The following is a 23,624-nucleotide window of genomic DNA, read 5'->3' on the forward strand; positions in this document are numbered from 1 at the left end:
ACCCATGAAGGACGCCTCGGGGGAGGAGACGACATGGTGACGTCGGCGTATCGCGGGGGATCCGGTGAACCCGTGCTGTTGCTGCACGGCTTCACGCTCTCGCATCACGTGTGGCATCGCGTGGTCGACGATCTGGCGTCGGACTACGACGTCCTCGCGCTGACGATGCCCGGGCACTGGGGTGGACCGCGGCTGCGATGGCGCGATCTGGGGATCGGCGGGATCGCCGACGGCATCGAGCGGGAACTGGACGCGGTCGGGTGGGACACCTGCCACGTCGTCGGGAACTCGCTGGGCGGTCCGGTGGCGTTCGAGCTAGAGCGCCGGGGCCGCGCGCGTTCGGTTGCGGGGGTCAACCCCGGTTTCGGGTGGAAGCGTTTCTCCCGCACCGAGTTCCGGGCGGGCTTCGGGTTCGTTGTGCAGTTCCCGCTGATGGCGCTCGCCCGGCTGCTCGGTGACCGTGCCGCGTCGAGTCGGTTGTTCCAGCGCCCTGTCATCGCGAACTGCAGCCACGATATTTCGGCCGTCGATCCCGACGACGCCACGAACGTCATCCGCGCGGTGTCGCACTGCACCGTGTATCTGCCGATCCTGCTCGCGTTCCTGCGGGACGGCCCGCTGACCGGACTCGACCGGGTGACCGCACCGACCTCGCTGATCCTGGGGGAGTTCGATTCGTTCCTGGCCCGGGACACGTGCATTCAGCGCTTTTTCGACGAGCTGCCCGGCGATGTCGAGGAGATCGTTCTGCCCGGTGTCGGGCACATCCCGATGCTCGAGGACTCGGACGGCGTGGCCCGCGCGCTGCGCACGCATCTCGAGCGAGTCGTGGGTTGCGACGACGTCGCCTGACGTCGAGTGACTGTTCGCGAGACGAGAGGGTCCCATGACGGATTCCGGAGCCGGCGCCGGGTCGAGGCCTGGCGGGCCGCAGGGCCTCGGGGGTTACATGGAGAACGGATCGTCGTTGGTCGATACGGGGCAGGTTGGCGAGGAAGGACACTGAGATGTCGGGTCGGCTTGCGGGAAAGATCTGCGTGATCACGGGCACGGGCGGAGCCATGGGGCGCGCCACCGCCCAGGTGTTCGCCCGGGAAGGAGCACGGATCGTCGGGTGCGATGTGGCGGTCGAGGCGGCGGAGGAGACCGCCGAACTGGTGCGCGCCGCCGGTGGGGAGATGGTGTCGCTGCAGCCGTGCCGGTTGAGCGATCCCGCCGGATGCGCGCGGCTGGTCGAGTTCGCGACGGACCGGTTCGGCGGGATCGATGTGCTGTTCAACCTCGCCGGTCGGGCCTACTTCGACCGCCTCGAAGACATCAGCGACGCCGACTGGGACAGCGCGCGGCGGGACGAGGTTGACCTTGTCTTTTACCTCACCCGCGCGGCCTGGCCCTGGCTGAAGGCCAGCCATGGAGTGGTGGTGAACATGGCGTCGCTCAACGGTTCGCTCAGCTTCAAGCAGATCCCGTCCCTGTCACACACCGCGAACAAGGCGGCGGTCATCGGCATGACCCGGCAACTTGCGCTGGAGGGCAGCGAGCATGGGATCCGCGTCAACTCGATCTCGCCCGGCCTGATCGAGAGCAAGGCCACCGAGGCGCAGTTGGCGGACGCTGAGTGGACCAGGGCCATGGTCGGCCGGACACTGCTGGGTCGGTTCGGTCGGCCCGAGGAGGTCGCGAACGTCGCGCTCTTCCTCGCGTCCGACGAGAGCTCGTACGTCACCGGTGTCGACCTCATCGTCGACGGGGGCATGCGGGTCTGGTGACCGGCGGACCCGGACGAGGTCGAGCGTCTCGCCCGACCGTGCGGTGCGGCGACCCTCACTGTGACGTCGAAGCGCCACCGTTCCGAGCAGTATCGAGTCGTACGTCGGCAACCAGGCCGTAGTGATCCGAGCCGACGACGTCGATGCGTTCGAGAGACGTCGCCTGTGCGCCTTTCGTGAGGATGTGGTCGATGCCGACAACCGCCGGATAGCGTTTGTCGGTCGGGTACGTCGGCAGGATGCCCGCGCCCAACTGGTCCGCCGCATCGACATACCCGCCGCGTCGCAGATCGCGGAACTTCCGGTGCGCGTAGGTGGCGTTGAAGTCGCCGCTCACGATCACGTTGTCATGTGTCGCAGCCGAATCCAGTTCGTCGCGCAACCGATCGAAGTCCTCGGTCCAGTCGGCTGCCGGCGCGATGTATGCGGGCACCGGATGTACGTCGTACAGCACCACCGGCTGCGGCAGGCCGGCGTCCACCTCGATCGCCAGATTCGTCAGGGCCATCCCGTCGACCCGCCGCCCGTTCGACAGCGGCAGCCGGCTGTAGATCCCGCCGCCGCCACCGCCTGTCACATGAGGCGCCAGATACGTGTGCGGCAGAACGTCCTCGAGCCCCGCCGCCCGCAGCGCCTCCACGGACGGCTCCGTCAACTCCTGGATCGTGAGCACGTCGACACCTCGATCGCGCACCGACTGCACCAGCGTCGCCGGGTCCGCGGATCCCACCATGATGTTGGACTGCATCACCCGGATCGACGGGCCCGTCGGTTCTGCACGCTCGCCGCCCGCACCTCCCACCCACAACGGTCCGAACGCCCAGGCGCCCAGCGCCAGGACAACCGCGGAGATCCCGAGCAGGATCCACTGCCGCGCGGCAGCGGTGACGAGCACGCCGACGATCGTCACCGCCAAGAGCAGCGGAGCGAACGAGGCCGCCACGATGACGACGTTGTTGGAGGCGCCTGAACGAAATGCGACCAGCGCGGCGAGGCCCGACGCGATCCCGGCACCGCCGACGACCGCCGCCGCCCGGCGAAGTGCGATCGCACCCCTCATCGGAACCCCCATGCTTCGTCGAGTCGGACGCCGCGAGCCTATCCGTTTCGTCCGGTGCGCGGAGCCGACGACAGTCCGGCGTGGGGAACGGCTGAAGGGCGGTCGGATTCGTGCGAATCCGACCGCCCTTCAGGGCTGGCTAGGTCAGAGGGGTAGGTCGTTGACGGCGGTCGGCGCGTCCGCGACCCAGCCCGGTTCCAGGACCAGGAGGGAGAGTTCGGCGATCGCACCACGTTCCCCGGGTACGTCGACGTCGACGACGTACCGGAATCCGGCGTCCTCGGCGAAGCCGACCGCGTCCAGATCGCCCGCCGGAACCGGCAGCACGATCCGTCGACACGCCGAGTACTCGCGGAGGATCCGTTCACCGAGCTCGCGCAGTACCCGGGCGTCGCGCAGTCCGTCGATGTCGAGTTCGAGGTCGGCGACACCGGCGGGGTAGGCGTTCCCGAGGGGCCCGCGCACGGCGTACCGTGCGCGGACCTCGACCGGGGTGCCGCTGTCGTCGACCGCGTACGTCAGCGGCCAGCCCGGCGTGCTCATCGGTTCAGCGAACCGCGGCCGTCGGCGGCGAGCTTACGCAGCTCGACCTTGTCGAGCTTTCCGGAACCGTTGCGCGGCAACGAGTCCAGAACGAGGATCTCCTTCGGCAGCTTGTAGCGGGCGAGGCGCTCGCTGGTGAAGTCCCGAATCTCCTCGAGCGTCGGATCGGTGTCGGTCGAGACGACCAGGACGGCGACGACGATCTCGCCCCACTTGGGGTCCGGTGCGCCGACGACCGCGGCGTCCGTGACACCCGGGTACTCGACGAGCACCCGCTCGACCTCGGCCGGGTAGACGTTCTCGCCACCCGAGATGATCATGTCCTTGATCCGGTCGACGATGTAGAGGAAGCCCTCCTCGTCGAGGCAGCCCAGATCGCCCGAGTGGAACCAGTTCTCGGCGTCGAACGCCGCGGTCGTCGCCTCCTGGTTGGCCCAGTAGCCGGGCGTCACGTTCGGGCCGCGCACACAGATCTCGCCGGCCGCGTTCGGCTCGGTTACGGTCGCGCCGGTCACCGGGTCGATGATCTTGATCTCGGTGAACGGCATCGGCAGACCGGCCGACGACGCCCGCTCTAGTGTCCGCTCGGGCGGCAGCGACGTCGCGAACGGTGCGGTCTCGGTCAGACCCCACGCCTGCTGCAGCGCGACACCGTGGTGGCCGTACTCCTTGACCAGGCTCGGCGGCACGGGCGCGCCGGCCACAATGGCGGACCGCAACTGCGACAGGTCCGCGTCCGCGAACTGCGGCAGCTGGGCGATCGCCGAGAACATCGCCGGCACCGCGAAGATCGTGTTGACCTTGTACTCGATCAGGTCGGTGAGCGTGCGGGCCGGGTCGAACGTGCGGCGCACCAGCGTGGCACCGCCGCGGGCGAGGCTGCGCAGCGTGAACGAGTTGAGGCACCCGATGTGGAACAGCGGCGCCACCGCGAGGTTGACGTCGCTGCGGCTGGTCTCGACCACCGAGTCCACGTTGAACGAGTTCCACCAGATGTTGCCGTGCGTGAGCATGACGCCCTTGGGGCGTCCGGTCGTGCCCGACGTGTACATCAGCGCGGCCAGATCGTCCGCGAAACGGGGGACCGGGGTCAGCTCGACGCCCTGGGCCGCGCCGCGCGCGAGGGCCGCCGTCAGGCGCTCCCAGCGCTCGGACGGCTCGTCGGTCAGCGGCACCGCGTCGTCGTTGTCGACCGCGAACATGCGCGCCGGCAGGACGGCCGGATCGATCTCGTCGACGACCGCCATGTGGCAGGGCTCGACAACCAGGACGCGAGGTCCGAAATCGCCCAGCTGGTAGGCGATCTCGGCGGCGGCGAGGCGGAAGTTCACCGGAACGAACACCGCGCCCACCCACGCCGAAGCCAGGTAGGTCACGAGGAACGTCGGGCTGTTCAGGCCGAGGTACGCCACCCGGTCGCCCTTGCGGACTCCCGACGCGTGGAGGGCCACCGCCATCGCGTGCACCCGCTCGGTGAGCGTGCGGTAGTCGATGGTGTGGTCCTCGTAGATCAGCGCTGTGCGGGCGCCGTGCAGTCGGCCCAGGTTCTGGAGCGCACGGGCCGGGCTGATGTCCACAGGGGTCTTCTCGGTGCTCACAGATCGTCTCCGCCCGCTGCGGTGCGGAACCCGCGCGCGGCGATACCGCCGTCGACGGGGATGATCGCACCGGTGATGTTGGAACTGTTGGCCGACGAGGCCAGCAGCACGTACGGCGCCGTGAAGTCGGCAGGGTCGACGCTCGCGTCGTGCAGCGGCAGCAACGGGTTGTCGCCCGTCGTGGCGCTGCGCGCGAACGACGTCTCGATCGAGCGGTCGGCCATCCCCATCGACTCGGGCCCGCGCAGGTCGGTGCGCATGCCGCCGGCGGCGACGCCGTTGACACGCACCTTCGGGGCCAGCTCGTAGGCCAGCTCGAGCACCAGTCCGCGGCAGGCGTGCTTGCTCGCGGTGTACAGCGGACCGCCTCCGTTCGGGTAGAAGGCCGAGTTCGACAGCGTCATCACGATGCTGCCGCGGGTCTTGACCAGCTCGCGCCACGCGGCCTCGACGGCCAGCAGGTAGCCCTTGACGTTGATGGCGAACAGTTCGTCGAACGCCGCGGACAACGACTCCCCGTCGAGTCGGGTGATCGAGCGCTGGTAGTCCCAGATGCCGGCGTTCGGCACCAGCGTGTCGAGTTTACCGAAGCGCGCGACGGCCTCGGAGACCGCACGATGCTGGTCGGCGGTGGAGCGGACGTCGGCCTCGACGGTGTGGATGCGGTCCGCGCGGCCTCCGGCCGACTCGACGAGCTCGCTCAGCTTGGCCGGGTCACGGTCGGCGACGACGACCGACGCGCCCTCGTCGAGGAACCGCTCGGCGACGGCCCGGCCCAGTCCGGAGCCGCCGCCGGTGATGAGGGCGACGTTGCCCTCGAGCCAGCCGGTCACTGATCCTCCAGGAAATCCACCACGAGCCGCTCGAACTCCTTCTGGCGCTCGACCTGGACCCAGTGGCCGCACCGGCTGAACGCGTGCAGCTGCACGTTCGGGATCTGCTTGAGCATCAGCTGCGAGCCCTCGAACGTGATGGTGCGGTCGTCCGTGCCCCACAGCAGCAGCGTCGGCGCCTTGATCTTGTGGGCGTCGCGCCACAGCGGATCCATGCCGTGACGACGCGCGAACGCGGCGTTGTAGCGGTGGTAGAACTCGATGTGGCTCTCGTCCAGCGACGCCTCGTAGCGGGCCTGGATGTTCGCGTCGTCGAACTGCTTCGGGTCGGCGACCATCGTGCGGACGAAGTCCTTCATCTTCTTCACGGTCGGGCCGCCGCCGTTGTAGTAGCGGAACATCGCCTTCTGGCCCTCGGTCGGCGTCGGGCCGAACGGCAGCCAGCCGCCGCCCGGGGCCATCAGTACCAGCCGGGTGACCCGCTGCGGGATCGCCAGCGCCAGCGCGATCGCCGCGGCGCCACCGAGGCTGTTACCCATCAGGTGGAACTCGTCGATGCCCAGCGCGTCGAGCGTCTGGATCAGCGCGTCGACGGTGATCTGCGTGATGCTGCGCTCCTGGAGGTCCTCCTCCGTGGGGCGGTAGCTGCCGCCGAAGCCGGGCTGGTCCGGCAGCACGACGCGGAAGTGCGGCGTCAGGGCCGGCAGGTTCTGGCTGTAGTTGGCGATCGCCGACGCGCCCGGCCCGCCGCCGTGCAGCATCACCAGGACCGGGCCGCTGCCGGCCTCGCTCACCTTGATGGTGCCGAGCGAGGTCTCGACCTCGCGGGTGGTCAGGGCAGTCTCCGCCGCTGCATTCGTTGTCACTGTTCACGCGCTCCTGTGTCTGGGAAGAGTCGGTGGCTGGGGGCGATCAGAAGAAGGTGCTGATGTTCTTGGCCAGCAACACGTTCTGATCGAGCAGGATCTTGCGGCGGGCAACGACGAGCGACCCGTCAGGGCCGTCGGGGTTCTCGCGGAGGATGTCCTCGCGGCCGCCGGAGTAGATGTCGACCTCACGCTCGAGCCGGTTGCGGTAGACGAGGAAGTTCGATCGCACGTACCACTGCCCGACCTCGCGCTCGTCCTCGTCGGTGTGCCGGACGACGACGTTGCTCACCAGGTGCCGGGTGCGCGACGGCGGATCCTCCGCCCACGCCATGCCGGAGTCGAAGCGGCGGATGCGCCACGCCAGGCTGGCGCGGGTCTCGTCGAAGAACGCGGCCTCGCCGCGCGCGGCCACCGCGAGCGACTGCTGGCGGCGCAGCCGGTTGGTCCGGGTGGGGGCCCAGTAGTGCAGGTCCTCGGCGAGCAGGTCGAGCCAGTCGGTGAACCGGCCGTCGTCGATCAGTTCGGCTTCGTGGAAGTACAGCTGCTGCACCCGGAAATGGGTGTCGGCGTCAGCGGCGGGCCGCTGAGACGGGAGGGCATTTTCGGTTGCCATCAGTCAGTCATCCTTTGGCGAGCTTGCGCAGGTTCACGGTCGGGTCGGCCAGGGCGGCCGGATCGACGGGAAGAGCGCGGTCGATGATGATGCGCGCGGCCCGCACTGCCGGGCCGCCGTCGATGAACGCGGCGCCGACCAGGGTGTTGCCCCGGACGCGGAACGCCATCTGCGGGCGGGTGGCGTCGTCGGGACGCGGCCGGATCACGGTCTCGCCCTCCGCGGTCATCGATCCGACGCCCTGCACGTGGATGCCGTGCCGGTCGGACCAGAACCAACCCGCGCACTCGGGTTCGGGTTCCTGACCCAGGACGCGGGCGGCAACCGCGCGTCCACTCAGTTGGGCTGCCTCCCAGTGCTCTTCGCGTCGGTGCAGCGTGCCGTCCGCGTCACGCCCGCGGGCGACGTCGCCCGCCGCGTACACCGCGGGGTGGCTGGTGCGCAGGTTCTCGTCGACGAGCACGCCGCCGTCGACGTCGAGTCCGGCGGTCTCGGCGAGCTCGGTCGACGGGATCGAGCCGATGCCGACGAGAACCGCGTCGGCGGGCAGTTCCTCACCGGTCGTGAGGACCACGGTGACGGCCTCGCCGTCCTCGCGGATCTCGGTCACGCCCGCGGTGTGGACCGCGATGCCGTGCTCGGCGTGCTGGTCGTGCAGGTATCGCGCCATCTCCGGGCCGACCGCGGGCACGATCGGCGGATCCAGCGGATCCACCAGGGTCGCCGTCGCACCGAGCTGCAGTGCCGCCGAGGCGGTTTCGGCACCGATCAGGCCGGCGCCGATCACGGCCAGCCGTGCACCCGGCACCAGCCTGGCCTTCAGTGCGCGGGCGTCGTCGATGGTGCGGAGCAGGTGCACCTGCGGCAGGTCGCCGCCGGGAACCGGTAGGGGTCGCGCGCCGGCCCCGGTGGTCAGGATCGTCACGTCCGCGTCCAGCCGGGTGCCGTCCGCGAGCTCGATGACGCCCTCGTCCGGCTTCAGTGCCGTCACCGGAACTCCGGTGCGCAGCGTGATCTGCTGCGTGACATACCAATCCGGCTTGGCCAGGGCGAGGTCCGATTCGTCGGCGGTGCCGAACATGAACGCCTTGGACAGCGGCGGACGGTCGTACGGTGCGGGTCCGCCGTCGACGAGGGTGATCGTGCCCTCGAAGCCGCGACTGCGCAGCTCGCCGGCGGCGCTGACGCCGGCGAGCCCGCCGCCGACCACCACGATGTGTTCGGGAGTGCGCTCGAGTGTGCTCATGGGCGCGTCACTCCGCCGCGGCGGACTGGCCGGGGTACAGCCAGATCTCGTCGTCCTCGACCGCGACCTTGTGGGCCGCGACGTCCTCGGTGGCGGGCATCGAGAGCACGGAACCGGTGCGCAGGCAGAACTTGCCCGCGTGCAGCGGGCACTCCACCTGGCCGCCCTCGATCCAGCCGTCCGCGAGGGACGCCTCGCCGTGGCTGCAGCGGTCGTTGAGCGCGAAGTAGTCGCCGTCGTCGTGGAAGACCGCGATCGGCTCGCCGGTGCCGGTCTGCTCGGCGTCGACGACCAGTGCCTCGCCGTCCTCGATGTCGCCGACCGCGCCGACCTTGATCCTGGTGATGGTCTCGCTCACTTCGCGCCCTTTTCGTGCCATGCCGGTGTGTTCATCAGTTCCGCCCAGCGCCGGTAGAAACCACGGCCGGCAGCGTCGCTGTACAGCTCGCTGGTCTTGCCGGGGTAGACGCCGTCCTCGCGCTCGGAGCCCAGGCCCATCTGGTAGTTCAGCGGCACACCGTTGGTGATGAAACCGCCTGCGATGGACTGGCACTCGCTCCAGTTCTCTCCGTCGTCCTGCTCGAAGATGCCGCTGGGACCGAAGGTGCGCAGGTTGTAGAGACGCTGCGCCTCACGCACGTCCTCGGGCATCGACTTGTCGACGATCGTCCAGGCCCAGACCTCCATCTTGTCCGGTCCCTTGGGGTGCCAGACGCGGATGCTGCCGTTGACCGGCAGGTACGAGAAGTTCGGGAAGACGGTCGCGTGACCCGTGGTCAGCGGGCCCTCGACGCGCTCGTCGCCGAGGCGCTCACGCAGCGCGTCGTAGTCGTAGTACTCGTGCACGGCCTGCGCGTCGAAGCGGCTGCGCGGATGCGTCGGGAAGCCGGCACCGTGACCCAGCGGATCACTGAACTGGCGACCGGGGGTGTTGACGATCTCGGCCTTCGGTCCGCGGCCGGTGGGGGAGAGCACCATCAGCGCCGACGCGTGCGACATGTTGACGTGGTACCAGTCGGTGGCGAACTGCTCGGCCGCCAGCTTCCAGTTGCCGTCGAGGACCCACTTGTGGATGCCGCCGACGGCGACGGTGCCCTCGGGATCGCGATCGAGCATCGCGTCCATGTAGTAGGTCATGCCGCCGAGTGCTTCCTTCAGCGGCGGCGCGGCCGGGTTCCACGTCGCGAAGATCAGCCCGTGATAGGTGTCGAGCTGCGCGACCTCGACCAGGCCCCAGTCCTTCTTGTCGAAGCTCTCGGGGTAGCCGGCCTCGTTGGGGACGCTCACCAGCTGACCGGCGGTGTCGAAGCTCCAGCCGTGGTACGTGCAGGTGAAGTTCTTGGTGGCGCCGAAGTCGGCGCGACACACCCGGGCGCCGCGGTGACGGCACGAGTTGAGGAACGCGCGGATCCTGCGGTCCTTGCCCATCGAGACGATGACCGGATCCTCACCCATGTACGTGGTGAGGAACTCGCCCGGCTTCGAGATCTGGGACGTGTGGCCCAGGAACAGCCAGCTCGGCGCGAAGATGCGGCGCAGCTCCTGCTGGTAGATCGACTGGTCGGTGAAGACCGCGCGATCGACGTAGCCGTTGTCGGTGTCCACCATCGTCGACACGTCGACGAACGTGGTGAGTGCGGACGGCCTCTTGATCGAGCCCGTGGTCGGGTTGCCTCCGTCGGAGGTACACATGTGTCGTCGTCTCCCTTGATCTAGACGATGCGGACGGTGACGTCGGGCAGGCCCGGCGAACTGACACCGAAGGTGGAACCGGCGGCCAGCGGGACCGCGGCGTGCACCGCGCCGGCCAGGACGAGGTCCCCGGCGCGCAGATGGTCGCCGTACTCGGCGAGCGAATTGGCCAGCCAGACAATGGCATTGAGTGGATGATCGAGCACCGCCGAGCCGGGGCCCGCGATGACGTCCTCGTCGTCGCGGGTGAGGGTGAGGATCATGTCCGGAAGAGCGTCGAGAAGTTCCGGGGTGGCGGGAACGCCCGGGCCCGCCACCAGCCGGGCGCTGGACGCGTTGTCCGCGACGGTGTCGACGAGGCCGATCTTCCAGTCGGCGATCCGGCTGTCGATCAGCTCGAGGCTCAGCATGACCTCACCGATCGCGTCCCGGACCTGCTCGAACGTGAACGGGGCGTCGCCGGGAGCCAGATCGCGGCTGAGCCGGAACGTGAACTCCGCCTCGGCGCGCGGCGCCACCAGCTCGTCCGCGGCCTGCTCGCCCTCGTGGGCGACCACCATCGTGTCGAGGATCGCGCCGAAGTCCGGCTGGTCGACACCGAGCTGCTGCTGCATCGCGAGCGAGGTGAGCCCGATCTTGCGACCCACGATCCGCTCGCCCGACGCGATCCGCTGCGCGATGTTGCGGCGCTGGATCTCGTAGGCGTCGGCGACCGTCAGGTCGGGGTACGACGAGGTGGGTTGCGCGACCGGCTGCCGAGTGCGCTCCGCCTCGGCCAGCTGCGCGGCGACGGCAGGGACTGCCGCGTGCAGCGCGCCCGTGGTGTCAGTTGGCATGCGTACAGGAGAACGCCACCTCGAGTTCCGGGGCCAGCGGTCGTGCCGAGGTACGGAACGCGCCCTCGCGCGAGACAGGTCGCCGCCCCGAACATGGCTATCCGAACACGTATTTCACGGCCGCTGCACCCGGTGGCTGTGTCCGACCGCACAGGAGAACCCATGCTCGCAGCCGTCGCCGTCGCCCAGAACGCAGACGATCCGCTGAGCGGACTCGAGCTCCGCGAGGTCCCCGACCCGGTCGTTCCCGACGGCTGGGCCAAGGTCGCAGTGCGGTCGTCCGCCCTCAACATGCACGACGTGTGGACGCTGCGCGGCGTCGGTCACCCCGCCGACCGGATTCCGATGATCCTCGGCTGCGACGCCGCCGGTGTCGACGAGGACGGCAACGAGGTGATCGTCTACCCGGTGATCGCCGACGCCGACGGGGGCATGGGAGACGAGACGCTGGACCCGGGGCGCGCTCTGCTGTCGGAGCAGCACGACGGTGCCTTCGCCGAGTACCTGGTGGTGCCGAAGCGCAACCTGATCCCCAAGCCGGAGTGGCTCTCGTTCGACGAGGCCGCGTGCCTGCCGGTCGCGTGGACCACCGCGTACCGGATGCTGTTCACGCAGGCGCAGATCAAGGCCGGCGACCGCGTCCTGGTGCAGGGGGCGGGCGGCGGTGTCGCGACCGCCGCGATCAGCCTGGCCGCCGCCGCCGGCGCCAAGGTGTACGCCGCCAGCCGCAGCGCCGAGAAGCGCGCGAGTGCACTCGAACTCGGCGCGCACACCGCGATCGAGGCCGGCGCCCGGCTGCCCGAGAAGGTCGACGTCGTCATCGAGACCGTCGGCGAGGCGACCTGGGCACACTCGATGCGGGCCCTGCGTCCGGGCGGCACCATCGTCATCGCCGGCGCGACCTCGGGTTCCAACCCGTCGGCGGACCTGACCCGCATCTTCTACCTGCAGCAGCGCATCCTGGGCTCGACGGGCTGCACCCGTGCCGAGCTCGTCTCGATGCTGCGCATGATGGAGGCCACCGGACTGCGGCCCAGGATCGATCGGGTGGTCCCGTTGCAGGACATTCACGCCGGGTTCCAGGCCATGATTGACGGTGACGTCAACGGAAAGGTCGTGGTGAAGGTCTCATGAGCATCTGGATCGGCGATCCGACCATCGAGATCGCGAACGAGAAGGGCACGGACACTCTCAACGCGAACCTCGGCATCGAGATCACCGAGATGACCGAGAACTCGCTCAAGGGTCGGATGCCGGTCGACGAGCGGACCAGGCAGCCCGCCGGAGTGCTGCACGGTGGCGCGTCAGTCGCGTTCGCCGAGACCCTCGCGAGCTGGGCGGCGATCTCCGCGGTGGACCGGAGCAGGTTCCACTGCGTCGGGATGGAGATCAACGCCAACCACGTGCGGCCCGTGAGCTCGGGTTGGGTGTACGGCGAGGCGACGCCGCTCGCGCTGGGACGTCGTACGCACGTGTGGGAGATCAAGATCGTGAACGACGAGGCCAAGCTGGTGTGCGTCGCGCGCTGCACGATGGCCGTGCTGGAGAGGCCGTCGCAGTACTGACAGTCGCCTGGGAAAGTGGCGCCGGAGCATCGCTCCGGCGCCACTTTCGGCTTTCGGGGCCGCGCGGGCGAGCGCGAGCAGACTCGAGCGCGCGCCGCCCTTGAGTGCTGGCACTCTCATGTATAGAGTGCTAGTCGACGCTGAGCGAGTCCCGGCACCCGCGACGACGGGGCGCGTGAAGAGTCACTGTGGTGACTGAACTGATCGTGGTCCGAGGAACAGCCTCGGGCCCAACGAACCCCTGAAAGTGGAGGGCTCATCGTGGCGAGCGTGAACATCAAGCCGCTCGAGGACAAGATCCTCGTCCAGGCCAACGAGGCCGAGACGACGACTGCCTCCGGCCTGGTCATCCCCGACACGGCGAAGGAGAAGCCCCAGGAGGGCACCGTCGTCGCCGTTGGTCCCGGCCGCTGGGACGAGGACGGCGAGAAGCGCATTCCGCTGGACGTCCAGGAAGGCGACACCGTCATCTACAGCAAGTACGGCGGAACCGAGATCAAGTACGCCGGCCAGGAGTACCTGATCCTGTCGGCTCGCGACGTGCTGGCTGTCGTCGCCAAGTAAGCCTCACGCCTCCCGCCCCGGAGTTCCGCATCGGACCCGGGGCGGAGTGCGTTCCAGCCGAAGCCCTGAAATCCAGGAGAAGCTGAATCAATGTCCAAGCAAATTGAATTCAACGAGAAGGCCCGGCGCGCGCTCGAGCGTGGCGTCGACCAGCTCGCCGACGCCGTCAAGGTCACCATCGGCCCGCGCGGTCGGCATGTCGTGCTCGCCAAGGCATTCGGTGGCCCCACCGTCACCAACGACGGTGTGAGCATCGCCCGCGAGATCGAGCTCGAGGATCCGTTCGAGAACCTCGGCGCGCAGCTCGTCAAGAGCGTCGCCACCAAGACCAACGATGTTGCCGGTGACGGCACCACCACCGCCACCGTCCTCGCCCAGGCGCTGGTCAAGGCCGGTCTGAAGAACGTTGCGGCAGGCGCCAATCCGATCGCGCTCGGCATCGGCATCGGCAAGGCCGCGGACGCCGTGTCCGAGGCTCTGCTCGCGGCTGCGACTCCGGTCGAGGGCAAGAACGCCATCGCTCAGGTCGCCACCGTCTCGTCGCGCGACGAGGAGATCGGTGAGATGGTCGGCGAGGCCATGACCCGCGTCGGCGTCGACGGCGTCGTCACGGTCGAGGAGTCCTCGACCCTGCACACCGAACTCGTCGTCACCGAGGGCGTCCAGTTCGACAAGGGCTTCCTGTCGCCGTACTTCATCACCGACATCGACGCCCAGCAGGCCATCCTCGAGGACGCGCTGATCCTGCTCTACCGCGAGAAGATCAGCTCGCTCCCCGAGTTCCTGCCGCTGCTCGAGAAGATCGCCGAGTCCGGCAAGCCGGTCCTGATCATCGCCGAGGACATCGAGGGCGAGTCCCTGTCGACCCTCGTGGTGAACTCGATCCGCAAGACGCTCAAGGCCGTTGCCGTCAAGGCCCCGTTCTTCGGTGACCGCCGCAAGGCGTTCCTCGAGGACCTGGCCATCGTGACCGCGGGCACCGTGATCACCTCCGACATGGGCATCACGCTCAAGGAGGCGGGCCTGGACCTGCTGGGCACGGCGCGTCGTGTCGTCGTCACCAAGGACGAGACCACCATCGTCGACGGTGCCGGCACCGAGGCCGACATCGAGGGCCGCGTCGCGCAGCTCAAGCGCGAGATCGAGAACACCGACTCCGACTGGGATCGCGAGAAGCTCGAGGAGCGCCTGGCGAAGCTGGCCGGCGGCGTCGCCGTCATCAAGGTCGGCGCGGCCACCGAGACCGACCTCAAGGAGCGCAAGTTCCGCGTCGAGGATGCGGTCAACGCCGCGAAGGCAGCTGTCGAGGAGGGCATCGTCCCCGGCGGCGGTTCCGCCATCGTGCAGGCCGGTCAGGTCCTCACCGATCTCGCCGCGTCGCTCTCGGGTGACGAGGCCACCGGTGTCGAGGTCGTGCGCACCGCGCTCAAGGCACCGCTGTACTGGATCGCCACCAACGCCGGCCTCGACGGTTCCGTCGTGGTCAACAAGGTCACGGAGGCGCCCAAGGGCCACGGATTCAACGCCGCGACCCTCACCTACGGCGACCTGCTCGCCGACGGTGTCGTGGACCCGGTCAAGGTGACCCGGTCCGCCGTCGTCAACGCGGCCTCGGTCGCGCGCATGGTGCTCACCACCGAGAGCGCCGTCGTCGAGAAGCCCACGGAGGAAGCAGCGGACACCGGCCACGGCCACGCCCACTGATCTCCTCGGCACTCGCCGAAACGCGAAGATCCCCGGACGAATTCGTCCGGGGATCTTCGCGTTTCGTGTACTCGTCACCTACCGGTGACGAGACGATCCCCTCAAGCGATCCGGCGGCGGGACTGCCTGGTCAGCATCTCCCGCTCGGACTCCGACATCCCTCCCCAGATCCCGTACGGCTCGGAGACCGTCAGGGCATGGTTGCGGCACTGGTTCAGTACCGGGCACCGCCGGCACATCTCCTTGGCGCGGCTCTCCCGCTGTGCCCGGGCACGGCCTCGTTCGCCGTCCGGGTGGAAGAACACGGAGGAATCGACGCCACGGCACAGCCCGCGCATCTGCCAGTCCCAGATGTCGGCGTTGGGGCCGGGAAGGTGATTAGGAACAGGCATCAGAACTCCTCTGTCAGCAGGCTCGCGATGAAGCTGCGAGCGGCCCGCCACCCCCCGTGGATGACGGGACCAATGAAAATCGGTCACGCACAGGCAACCGTAAAGGGGTGTACGAAATCACGTCAACACTTTCGCCGAGTGGCGATTTACATATCCACGGAGCGGAGAATTAACGAGCTGGTCATTTACATCGGCACGCAGGTGTGATTGCGTGGCGATACGCGGGCCGATGCCGTCGGCGCTGGTGGCCGTGTGCCCTACCTGGACGATCGTCCGGAATCGATGTCCGATTTTGTTACTTGGGAGTACTGTTCGGCGATTCCTGTTAACCCTCCGGCCACATATTCTTCAAAATTGAAGCAAATCGAGCGATTCATGCTCGTCGGGGCGTGGGTCGGATAAATAACCGGTCGTCCAGTTGGGGAATGTCCAAATTTCGCGACCACTGGGTCCATATCGCTTTCGAGGTGTCGGACTCATTGGTGCGATGATCTTCGGATGCTTCGTGACGTTGCGTTCGGCCCGGATCCCGGGCGAAACCCACTGTCCGTGCCCGACGATTCCGTCGGGCGCTGGCTGCGCGCCGTGGCGCTCGGCGGCCAGGGGCGCTACGCCCAGGCGCGCGCCGAGCTCGAGGCGGTGCGACGGTCGGCCGCACCGCCGGCGATCCGGTCGCTCGCGGCCAGCACGCAGGCGTCGCTGCTGCGGCAGCTGGGCGGGCACGCCCTGGCGTCCGGGTACGACGGCGCCGCGCTGGCGCTGGTCGGGACGACCCGCGCCGGCGACGCTCTGCCGGACTCGGACGACGCGCTCGTGCACGAGGCGCGATGCGACGCGCTGACCGGGCTCGCGGCCGACGCCCTCGGCTGCGGTCGACTCGCACTGGGCCGCCGACTGCTCGACCGTTGTCGTGCCTATCTCGACGACGTCGGGGACGCGGACGGGCTGTGGCGTCAACACGTGCGCCTGCACTGGGTCACCGCCGAGATCGCGCTCGCGTCGGGTGACTTCGCGGCCGCGACGACGCACGCGCAGGCGGCCGTCGACCGGTCCGCCGACAGTCCTTCCGTCCGGCACCGCGTCAAGTCGGCGCTGCTGTTCGCGGCCGCAGCCACGGGCCGGCCGGAACCGGACCTGGCACTGGAAACCGCCGAGCGGGTGGAGGCCGACAGCCGTGCGCACGGGCTCCTGCCGCTGCGGTGGGCGGCCGCGATGCTCATCGACGGCGTGCGCCCGAGTGCGGACGCACGAGCCGTGCGGGACGAATGCGCAGATGCGATCGCTCGTCGGGGCGGGCGGTTCACGAAATGAGCGCCCGATATTCGAACGATGCACTGACCGGTCGGACTGTGTCGTTACTCTTACAGACGTTCCGTCGTGAGGCGGAAGCACACCCGGCTGGGGGGACGTGCCACTGTAACGCCAGGATTCGCTCAGACGATGTCTAACACGGGTGAGGAGTTGAACTCCGCCGTCGCCGCTGCGGCACAGGGCGATCGGAACGCTCTTGCCCAGGTCTTGCAGACAATTCGCCCGCTCGTCGTGCGGTACTGCCGGGCCCGGGTCGGAGCTGCGGAGCGGGGGAACCTGTCCCCTGACGACGTCGCGCAGGAGGTGTGCCTGGCCGTCATGACGGCGCTTCCGCGCTATCAGGATCAGGGCCGTCCGTTCATGGCGTTCGTCTACGGCATCGCCGCCCACAAGGTCGCCGATGCACACCGAAACGCAGCGCGTAACAAATCCGATCCAGTTGCTGAAGTACCAGATGTCGTTTCCTCCGAAGACGGCCCCGAAGACCGGGCGCTGAGTTCGGAGACGAGCCGACAGGTGAACGCACTGCTGGCAACGCTTCCCGAGAAGCACCGCGAGATCCTGGTCCTCCGGCTCGTCGTCGGACTGTCCGCGGAGGAGACGGCGGCCGCGGTCGGAAGTACCGCGGGTGCAGTGCGCGTGGCTCAGCACCGAGCCATCGCGAAGTTGAAGAAGGAAGTGACGAGAGCAGGTGAGAGACATGGCTAGGGGACACAATGGCGAGCCGGGCGAGCCCTACGCTGATCTCGCCGGGAACGGCAATCCGGTCGACGTCTCGGCGGTGCGCCGCGACGACGCGCTGATCGACGCGATCGCCAGTGGCGATCCCTTCGCGACGGACAGCCCCGAGGAATACCAGGTCGCGGCGCTGCTCTCGAACTGGCGGACCGAGATCCTCGCGCAGCCGATGCCCGCCGAGTCGGACCTCGACGAGATCGTCGAGCGCGTCCACCGCGAACTCGAGGCGCAGGGGTCCCTCTCGACCCGCACCCGATCGGGTCGCAGCCAACTCCGGCTGCTCCGTCCCATCGCGGCCGCGGCGGCGGTCGTCGCGATCGCCATGGGCGGGATGACGATCTTCTCGTACAACGCCGAACCGGGCGATCCGCTGTGGGGCGTCAAGCAGGTCGTCTTCACCGAGCGCGCCGCCTCGACTGTGGCGAAGATCGACACGACCTCGAGTCTCCAGGAGGCCGAGCGGCTGATCGCCTCGGGCGACACGGCCGGCGCCAAGGTCAAGCTCGACTCCGCCGGTGCTCGGGCGAGTGACGTCAACGAGGCGAGCACCCGCGACGAGTTGAACGGGTGGCGGAACCGGCTCTTGACGCAGCTGCAGACCGCTCCGCCGCCGGCCCCGCCGGTGCCCCCGTCTACCGAGCAGCCGCCGAGCTCGACGGGCGCCGCGCAGTCCTCGTCGGTGCTGGGTTCGCAGGCCGCCTCGCCGCTCGGAACCGGGACGACACAGTACCCGGAGTCGCCGAGCTCTGTCCCGGGCACGCCCACCGCGCCCGAGACGTCCGCATCGGCGACGTCGACTTCGGCGCAGCCCCCGGCGTCGTCTGCGTCCGCGACACCGTCGCCGAGCACCACGCCGTCGTCGTCGCCTGCGACGTCGACCACACGGGCGACCAGCGGATCCGTCGGCGGGACGCCGACGTCGCCCGCAGGCTGACCCCAACGCACGAAACGACCACGGCCCGGCAAGTTTCCTTGCCGGGCCGTGGTCGTCTGTCTGTGTGTGCGGTCTACCTCAGAGGTCGAAGCCGTCGCCGTGCAGCGCGTCGTTCATCGAGGCGTCCGCGTACCCGCGGCAGTAGTCCCACGTCACATACGCGTCGGGCGACGGATCGTACGCCGGCTCGTGCGGGCGGACCGTGCCGTCGACCAGGAGCTGGAGCAGGTTCGCGCGCAGCATGTCCCAGTCGTGGTAGTGGTCCTGCTGGCAGTCCTCGCAGCACACGACCAGCCCGCGGATTCCGCGGTGGCTGAGCAGTGCCTCGTACACGGCGAGGTCAGCGAGGTCCTCCTCCACAGCGAGGCGCTCGTGGGGATCCAGCGGCTGTCCCGGCTCGATCGCGTCGAGCGCAGCGGACGGGTCGGCGGGGTCGCCGGCGAAGGGGTCCGGCGGGAGACCGGGAGGCAGTTGATCGCGCACAAGACCACGGTACGCAGGTCAGCCCGGTCTGCGCTAGCTGATAGCGCCCGGTGAGTCGCCGGGAGCGCTCGTGTGTCCGTTCGGGCGAGCCGATACCATGGTCTCGGGACGGGTGGACGTCACCGCCTGACGGTCGTACCGCCCGCCGCTTCTTCCTTTACTCGATCGACGCTTCATGGAGGGCCCGAGCCGCATGAGTAGTTCCGCAGGGCACGTGCACACCGGGGGAGACGACCCGAACAAGGTTGCGATGCTGGGTCTCACCTTCGACGACGTGCTGCTGCTGCCGGCGGCATCGGACGTCGTCCCCAACCAGGTCGACACCTCGAGTCAGTTGACCCGTGAGATCCGCCTCAACGTCCCCCTCGTCAGTTCGGCGATGGACACCGTCACCGAGGCCCGCATGGCGATCGCCATGGCGCGCGCCGGCGGCATGGGTGTCCTGCACCGCAACTCGTCCATCGAGGCGCAGGCCGGGTGGGTCGAGACCGTCAAGCGGTCCGAGGCCGGCATGGTCACCGACCCGGTGACGTGTAAGCCGACGAACACGCTCGCCGAGGTCGACGCGATGTGCGCGCGCTTCCGTATCTCCGGTCTGCCGGTCACGGACGAGGCCGGGCAGCTGGTCGGCATCATCACCAACCGCGACATGCGGTTCGAGGTCGACCAGAACCGCCCGGTCGCCGAGGTGATGACCAAGGCGCCGCTGATCACGGCGCGCGAGGGTGTGACCGCCGAGGTCGCGCTCGGCCTGCTGCGTCGTCACAAGATCGAGAAGCTCCCGATCGTCGACGGTCACGGCAAGCTCACCGGCCTGATCACGGTCAAGGACTTCGTCAAGACCGAGCAGCACCCCAACGCCACCAAGGACCGCGACGGACGCCTGTTGGTCGGCGCGGCGGTCGGTGTCGGTGACGACGCCTGGACCCGTGCCATGACGCTGGCCGATGCCGGTACCGACGTCCTCGTCGTCGACAGCGCGCATGGCCACCAGGTCAACATCTTGCAGATGATCGCGAAGCTCAAGGCCGAGATCGGTGACCGCGTCCAGCTCATCGGTGGCAACGTCGCCACCCGCGCTGGCGCTCTCGCTCTCGCCGAGGCCGGCGCGGACGCCGTCAAGGTCGGTGTCGGGCCCGGCTCCATCTGCACCACCCGCGTCATCGCCGGTGTCGGCGCCCCGCAGATCACCGCGATCCTCGAGGCCACGGCCGCGTGCAAGGCGCTCGGTGTCCCGGTGATCGCCGACGGTGGCCTGCAGTTCTCCGGCGACGTCGCCAAGGCGCTCGCCGCCGGCGCGTCCACCGCGATGCTCGGCTCGCTGCTCGCCGGCACCGCCGAGTCGCCGGGCGAGCTGATCCTGGTCGGCGGCAAGCAGTTCAAGAGCTACCGCGGCATGGGCTCGCTCGGCGCGATGCAGAGTCGCGGACAGGGCAAGTCCTACTCCAAGGACCGCTACTTCCAGGACGACGTGCTCGCCGAGGACAAGCTGGTCCCGGAGGGCATCGAGGGCCGGGTTCCGTTCCGTGGCCCGCTGTCGCAGGTGATCCACCAGCTCACCGGCGGCCTGCGTGCGGCCATGGGCTACACCGGCTCCGGGACGATCGAGCAGCTCCAGGAGGCGCAGTTCGTGCAGATCACCGCGGCGGGCCTCAAGGAGAGCCATCCGCACGACATCACGATGACGGTCGAAGCGCCCAACTACGCAGCCCGCTGAGCACCACACAACACAATCGAGAAAGGGGCGCGCGTGCGCGACCTCGTCGAAATCGGCATGGGCAGGACTGCCCGACGCACCTACGAGTTGGACGACATCAACATCGTTCCCTCTCGCCGGACCCGCTCCTCCAAGGAGGTGTCGACGGCCTGGCAGATCGATGCGTACCGCTTCGACATCCCGGTGCTGGCTCATCCGACCGACGCGCTGGTCTCGCCGTCGTTCGCGATCGAGCTCGGCAAGGCCGGCGGCCTCGGTGTGATCAACGGTGAGGGCCTGTGGGGTCGGCACGCCGACGTCGAGGCCAAGCTCGCCGAGCTGACGGAGCTGGCCGAGAAGGAGGTCGATCCGGACGCTGCGGTCGCGCGCCTGCAGGAACTGCACGCCGCACCGCTGCAGCCGGGTCTGCTGGCCGCCGCCGTCGCGCAGGTCCGCGACGCCGGCGTCACGACCGCCGTCCGGGTCAGCCCGCAGAATGCCCGCGCGCTCACCCCGGAGCTGGTGAAGGCCGGTATCGACCTGCTGGTCGTCCACGGCACGATCATCTCGGCCGAGCACGTCGCGCACGGTGAGAGCGAGCCGCTGAACCTCAAGACGTTCATCTCCGAGCTGGACGTCCCGGTCATCGCCGGTGGCGTGAGCGACCACCGCACCGCGCTGCACCTGATGCGCACCGGTGCGGCCGGTGTGATCGTCGGCTACGGCTCCACGGAGGGCGCCACCACCACCAACGAGGTGCTGGGCATCGGCGTGCCGATGGCGACCGCGATCGCCGACGCCGCCGCGGCCCGCCGCGACTACCTCGACGAGACCGGCGGCCGGTACGTGCACGTCATCGCCGACGGCGACATCACGACGTCGGGCGACTTCGCGAAGGCCATCGCGTGCGGTGCCGACGCGGCTGTCCTCGGCGCGCCCCTCGCGGTCGCGCAGGAGGCCCCGGGCGGCGGCTGGTTCTGGCCGTCGGCGGCGGCGCACCCGTCGATGCCGCGTGGCTCGCTGATGCCGGTCTCGTACGGCGAGCGTCCGAGCCTGTCGCAGGTGCTGAACGGGCCGTCCGACGACCCGTACGGTTCGCTCAACTTCGTCGGTGGCCTGCGCCGCTCGATGGCGAAGTCGGGCTACTCCGACCTCAAGGAGTTCCAGAAGGTCGGGCTGAGCGTCCGCGCCTGATCCACCTCCTTCCTGTGGCCGAATGTCACATCCGTTCAGTTGAACTGAACCGGTGTGACATTCGGCCACAGGCGTTTCGGGGAACCGCCACCGTTCGTGCGACCGACGGTTACAGTTAGGGCACCCTTGTGGCTCGAGTCACAGGTAGGCGGTGCATACTGGCGAGTAACAAATCTGGTTCTCCGGTGGAGGTATCCCATGGGCAAGCAGCGCGCGACCGACTACGACGTGCTCATCGTCGGCTCCGGATTCGGCGGTAGCGTCACCGCGCTCCGGCTGGTCGAGAAGGGCTACAAGGTCGGTGTGCTCGAGGCGGGGCGCCGCTACGCCGACTCCGACTTCGCGAAGACCAGTTGGGATCTCAAGCGGTTCCTGTGGGCACCGGCCCTGGGCTGCTACGGCATCCAGCGGGTGCACCTGCTGCGCGACGTCCTGATCCTCGCCGGCGCGGGCGTCGGCGGCGGTTCGCTCAACTACGCGAACACCCTCTACAAGCCGCCGGCGTCGTTCTTCCAGGATCCGCAGTGGCGGGACATCACCGACTGGGACGCCGAACTCACGCCGCACTACGAGCAGGCCCGCAAGATGCTCGGCGTGGTGCAGAACCCGCACATGACCCCGGCCGACGAGGTGATCAAGTCGGTCGCCGAGGACATGGGCGTCGGTGACACGTTCATCCAGACCCCGGTCGGCGTGTTCTTCGGCGAGCCCGGCAAGACCGTCGAGGACCCGTACTTCGGTGGCGCCGGACCCGCCCGCACCGGCTGCATCGAGTGCGGCGAGTGCATGACCGGCTGCCGCCACGGCGCGAAGAACACGCTGATCAAGAACTACCTCGGACTCGCGGAGAAGGCCGGCGCCACGATCGTGCCGATGACGACCGTCGAGTCGCTGCACGAGGCGTCGGACGGGACGTGGGACGTCGTGACCCGTCGCACCGGTGCGAAGGTCCGGAGGAATCGCAAGACGTACACCGCGAAGTACGTCGTCGTCGCGGCCGGTACTTGGGGCACGCAGCACCTGCTGCACGACATGAAGGACACCGGTACGCTGCCCAGGCTGTCGGACCGCCTCGGTGAGCTCACCCGCACCAACTCCGAGTCGATCGTCGGCGCCGGGAAGATGAAGGTCGATCCGGCGATGGACCTCACGCACGGCGTCGCGATCACGTCGTCGTTCCATCCGACGTCCGACACCCACATCGAGCCGGTCCGCTACGGCAAGGGCTCCAATGCGATGGGCATGCTGCAGACCCTGATGACCGACGGCGGCGGCAGGACCCCTCGCTGGGTGAAGTTGCTGAAGGCGATCGCCGCGAATCCCGGGCAGATGCTGCGGATGCTGTCGGTGAAGAACTGGAGCGAGCGCACGATCATCGCGCTGGTCATGCAGAACCTCGACAACTCGATCACCACCTACACCAAGCGTGGGGTGTTCGGCCGACGCAAGGTCACCAGCAGGCAGGGTCACGGCGAGCCGAACCCCACGTGGATCCCGGCCGGGAACGAGGCCACCCGCCGGATCGCCGACAAGATCGACGGCATCGCGGGCGGCACGTGGGGCGAGGTGTTCAACATCCCGCTCACCGCCCACTTCCTCGGTGGCTGCACGATCGGGTCGGACGCCGACCACGGCGTGATCGACCCGTACCACCGCGTCTACGGCTACCCGACGCTCAGCGTCGTCGACGGCGCCGCCGTCTCGGCGAACCTCGGGGTGAACCCGTCGCTCACGATCAGCGCGCAGGCCGAGCGGGCGGCGTCGCTGTGGCCGAACAAGGGCGAGCAGGACACCCGGCCCGAGCAGGGCGCGCCCTATCAGCGCGTCGCGGCGGTGGCCCCGAACAACCCGGTGGTCCCGGCGGGTGCACCGGCCGCGCTGACGCTGCCGATCGTCGAGATCCGCAGCGGCACGGAGGGTTCTGCCGAGGGTGCGGCGGTGGACTCGGCTCCGGACGCCGGCGCCGGGTCCGGCGTCGCCTAGT

General features: G+C 68.9%; 24 protein-coding genes. 12 read left to right on the top strand and 12 right to left on the bottom strand.

The genetic code is table 11. The features are described 5' to 3' along the window. The first annotated feature begins 33 nt into the window (after nucleotides 1–33). On the top strand, nucleotides 34–852 hold the full coding sequence (locus ABI214_RS20490) for an alpha/beta fold hydrolase (protein ID WP_348604302.1): 819 nt from the start codon (nucleotides 34–36) through the stop codon (nucleotides 850–852). A 155-nt stretch (nucleotides 853–1,007) separates the two neighbouring features. Then, the gene (locus ABI214_RS20495; protein ID WP_348604303.1) at nucleotides 1,008–1,769 is read left to right on the top strand and encodes an SDR family NAD(P)-dependent oxidoreductase; all 762 of its coding nucleotides are present in this window, start codon (nucleotides 1,008–1,010) and stop codon (nucleotides 1,767–1,769) included. A gap of 55 nt (nucleotides 1,770–1,824) precedes the next feature. On the opposite strand, the gene ABI214_RS20500 is transcribed toward ABI214_RS20495, so the two are convergent. The 10 genes from ABI214_RS20500 to ABI214_RS20545 all read right to left on the bottom strand — a co-directional run bounded on the left by ABI214_RS20500 (nucleotide 1,825) and on the right by ABI214_RS20545 (nucleotide 11,059). Next, the gene (locus tag ABI214_RS20500; RefSeq protein WP_348604304.1) at nucleotides 1,825–2,829 is read right to left on the bottom strand and encodes an endonuclease/exonuclease/phosphatase family protein; all 1,005 of its coding nucleotides are present in this window, start codon (nucleotides 2,827–2,829) and stop codon (nucleotides 1,825–1,827) included. 144 nt (nucleotides 2,830–2,973) lie between these two features. After that, complete coding sequence (locus tag ABI214_RS20505; protein ID WP_348604305.1) at nucleotides 2,974–3,372, bottom strand: hypothetical protein; 399 nt, start codon at nucleotides 3,370–3,372, stop codon at nucleotides 2,974–2,976. Further along, the gene (locus ABI214_RS20510; RefSeq protein WP_348604306.1) at nucleotides 3,369–4,970 is read right to left on the bottom strand and encodes an acyl-CoA synthetase; all 1,602 of its coding nucleotides are present in this window, start codon (nucleotides 4,968–4,970) and stop codon (nucleotides 3,369–3,371) included. Before ABI214_RS20510 ends, ABI214_RS20505 begins: the two co-directional genes overlap by 4 nt. After that, nucleotides 4,967–5,803, bottom strand: coding sequence for a 3-(cis-5,6-dihydroxycyclohexa-1,3-dien-1-yl)propanoate dehydrogenase (hcaB, locus tag ABI214_RS20515; RefSeq protein WP_348604307.1), 837 nt, complete (start codon nucleotides 5,801–5,803; stop codon nucleotides 4,967–4,969). The genes ABI214_RS20510 and hcaB overlap by 4 nt, the downstream gene beginning before the upstream one ends. Next, the gene (locus ABI214_RS20520; RefSeq protein WP_348604308.1) at nucleotides 5,800–6,669 is read right to left on the bottom strand and encodes an alpha/beta fold hydrolase; all 870 of its coding nucleotides are present in this window, start codon (nucleotides 6,667–6,669) and stop codon (nucleotides 5,800–5,802) included. Before ABI214_RS20520 ends, hcaB begins: the two co-directional genes overlap by 4 nt. Before the next feature lie 46 nt (nucleotides 6,670–6,715). Then, a complete protein-coding gene (locus ABI214_RS20525) occupies nucleotides 6,716–7,285 on the bottom strand; it encodes an aromatic-ring-hydroxylating dioxygenase subunit beta (protein WP_348604309.1) in 570 nt (189 codons plus the stop codon). A gap of 7 nt (nucleotides 7,286–7,292) precedes the next feature. After that, a complete protein-coding gene (locus ABI214_RS20530; RefSeq protein WP_348604310.1) occupies nucleotides 7,293–8,531 on the bottom strand; it encodes an NAD(P)/FAD-dependent oxidoreductase in 1,239 nt (412 codons plus the stop codon). 7 nt (nucleotides 8,532–8,538) lie between these two features. After that, the gene (locus ABI214_RS20535; RefSeq protein WP_348604311.1) at nucleotides 8,539–8,889 is read right to left on the bottom strand and encodes a bifunctional 3-phenylpropionate/cinnamic acid dioxygenase ferredoxin subunit; all 351 of its coding nucleotides are present in this window, start codon (nucleotides 8,887–8,889) and stop codon (nucleotides 8,539–8,541) included. Beyond that, entirely contained in the window at nucleotides 8,886–10,223 is a 1,338-nt protein-coding gene (locus tag ABI214_RS20540; protein WP_348604312.1) for an aromatic ring-hydroxylating dioxygenase subunit alpha, read from the bottom strand. The genes ABI214_RS20535 and ABI214_RS20540 overlap by 4 nt, the downstream gene beginning before the upstream one ends. 20 nt (nucleotides 10,224–10,243) lie before the next feature. Beyond that, nucleotides 10,244–11,059 carry a 2-keto-4-pentenoate hydratase gene (locus tag ABI214_RS20545; RefSeq protein WP_348604313.1) on the bottom strand — a complete coding sequence of 272 codons (816 nt, stop codon included), beginning with the start codon at nucleotides 11,057–11,059 and terminating at the stop codon, nucleotides 10,244–10,246. Nucleotides 11,060–11,221: 162 nt separating this feature from the next. Between ABI214_RS20545 and ABI214_RS20550 the strand changes: the two genes are divergently transcribed. The 4 genes from ABI214_RS20550 to groL all read left to right on the top strand — a co-directional run bounded on the left by ABI214_RS20550 (nucleotide 11,222) and on the right by groL (nucleotide 14,892). Further along, complete coding sequence (locus tag ABI214_RS20550) at nucleotides 11,222–12,193, top strand: zinc-binding dehydrogenase (RefSeq protein ID WP_348604314.1); 972 nt, start codon at nucleotides 11,222–11,224, stop codon at nucleotides 12,191–12,193. Further along, on the top strand, nucleotides 12,190–12,624 hold the full coding sequence (locus ABI214_RS20555; RefSeq protein WP_348604315.1) for a PaaI family thioesterase: 435 nt from the start codon (nucleotides 12,190–12,192) through the stop codon (nucleotides 12,622–12,624). The genes ABI214_RS20550 and ABI214_RS20555 overlap by 4 nt, the downstream gene beginning before the upstream one ends. Nucleotides 12,625–12,885: 261 nt before the next feature. Continuing rightward, a complete protein-coding gene (gene groES / locus ABI214_RS20560) occupies nucleotides 12,886–13,188 on the top strand; it encodes a co-chaperone GroES (protein ID WP_005518479.1) in 303 nt (100 codons plus the stop codon). Between the two features lie 90 nt (nucleotides 13,189–13,278). Beyond that, nucleotides 13,279–14,892 carry a chaperonin GroEL gene (gene groL, locus ABI214_RS20565; protein ID WP_348604316.1) on the top strand — a complete coding sequence of 538 codons (1,614 nt, stop codon included), beginning with the start codon at nucleotides 13,279–13,281 and terminating at the stop codon, nucleotides 14,890–14,892. 101 nt (nucleotides 14,893–14,993) lie between these two features. On the opposite strand, the gene ABI214_RS20570 is transcribed toward groL, so the two are convergent. Beyond that, nucleotides 14,994–15,284 carry a WhiB family transcriptional regulator gene (locus tag ABI214_RS20570; protein ID WP_348604317.1) on the bottom strand — a complete coding sequence of 97 codons (291 nt, stop codon included), beginning with the start codon at nucleotides 15,282–15,284 and terminating at the stop codon, nucleotides 14,994–14,996. Between the two features lie 498 nt (nucleotides 15,285–15,782). On the opposite strand from ABI214_RS20570, the gene ABI214_RS20575 reads away from it, so the two are divergent. The 3 genes from ABI214_RS20575 to ABI214_RS20585 all read left to right on the top strand — a co-directional run bounded on the left by ABI214_RS20575 (nucleotide 15,783) and on the right by ABI214_RS20585 (nucleotide 18,267). Next, the gene (locus tag ABI214_RS20575; RefSeq protein WP_348604318.1) at nucleotides 15,783–16,595 is read left to right on the top strand and encodes a hypothetical protein; all 813 of its coding nucleotides are present in this window, start codon (nucleotides 15,783–15,785) and stop codon (nucleotides 16,593–16,595) included. Between the two features lie 129 nt (nucleotides 16,596–16,724). Further along, a complete protein-coding gene (locus tag ABI214_RS20580) occupies nucleotides 16,725–17,303 on the top strand; it encodes a sigma-70 family RNA polymerase sigma factor (RefSeq protein ID WP_348604319.1) in 579 nt (192 codons plus the stop codon). Next, the gene (locus ABI214_RS20585; protein WP_348604320.1) at nucleotides 17,296–18,267 is read left to right on the top strand and encodes an anti-sigma-D factor RsdA; all 972 of its coding nucleotides are present in this window, start codon (nucleotides 17,296–17,298) and stop codon (nucleotides 18,265–18,267) included. The genes ABI214_RS20580 and ABI214_RS20585 overlap by 8 nt, the downstream gene beginning before the upstream one ends. A 78-nt stretch (nucleotides 18,268–18,345) precedes the next feature. Here the strand turns inward: ABI214_RS20585 and ABI214_RS20590 are convergent, their stop codons facing one another. Continuing rightward, nucleotides 18,346–18,750, bottom strand: coding sequence for a DUF5319 domain-containing protein (locus ABI214_RS20590; protein WP_280758622.1), 405 nt, complete (start codon nucleotides 18,748–18,750; stop codon nucleotides 18,346–18,348). A 193-nt stretch (nucleotides 18,751–18,943) separates the two neighbouring features. Here ABI214_RS20590 and guaB point away from each other — a divergent pair, with 193 nt between their 5' ends. From guaB to ABI214_RS20605, 3 genes are all read left to right on the top strand, one after another. After that, a complete protein-coding gene (guaB, locus tag ABI214_RS20595; RefSeq protein ID WP_348604321.1) occupies nucleotides 18,944–20,467 on the top strand; it encodes an IMP dehydrogenase in 1,524 nt (507 codons plus the stop codon). Between the two features lie 33 nt (nucleotides 20,468–20,500). Then, entirely contained in the window at nucleotides 20,501–21,640 is a 1,140-nt protein-coding gene (locus tag ABI214_RS20600) for a GuaB3 family IMP dehydrogenase-related protein (protein ID WP_348604322.1), read from the top strand. A gap of 198 nt (nucleotides 21,641–21,838) precedes the next feature. Then, on the top strand, nucleotides 21,839–23,623 hold the full coding sequence (locus ABI214_RS20605; RefSeq protein WP_348604323.1) for a GMC family oxidoreductase: 1,785 nt from the start codon (nucleotides 21,839–21,841) through the stop codon (nucleotides 23,621–23,623). The last annotated feature ends 1 nt before the right edge of the window (nucleotide 23,624 follow it).

Origin of the sequence: Prescottella soli, from assembly GCF_040024445.1 — a bacterium.
GTDB lineage: Bacteria > Actinomycetota > Actinomycetes > Mycobacteriales > Mycobacteriaceae > Prescottella > Prescottella soli.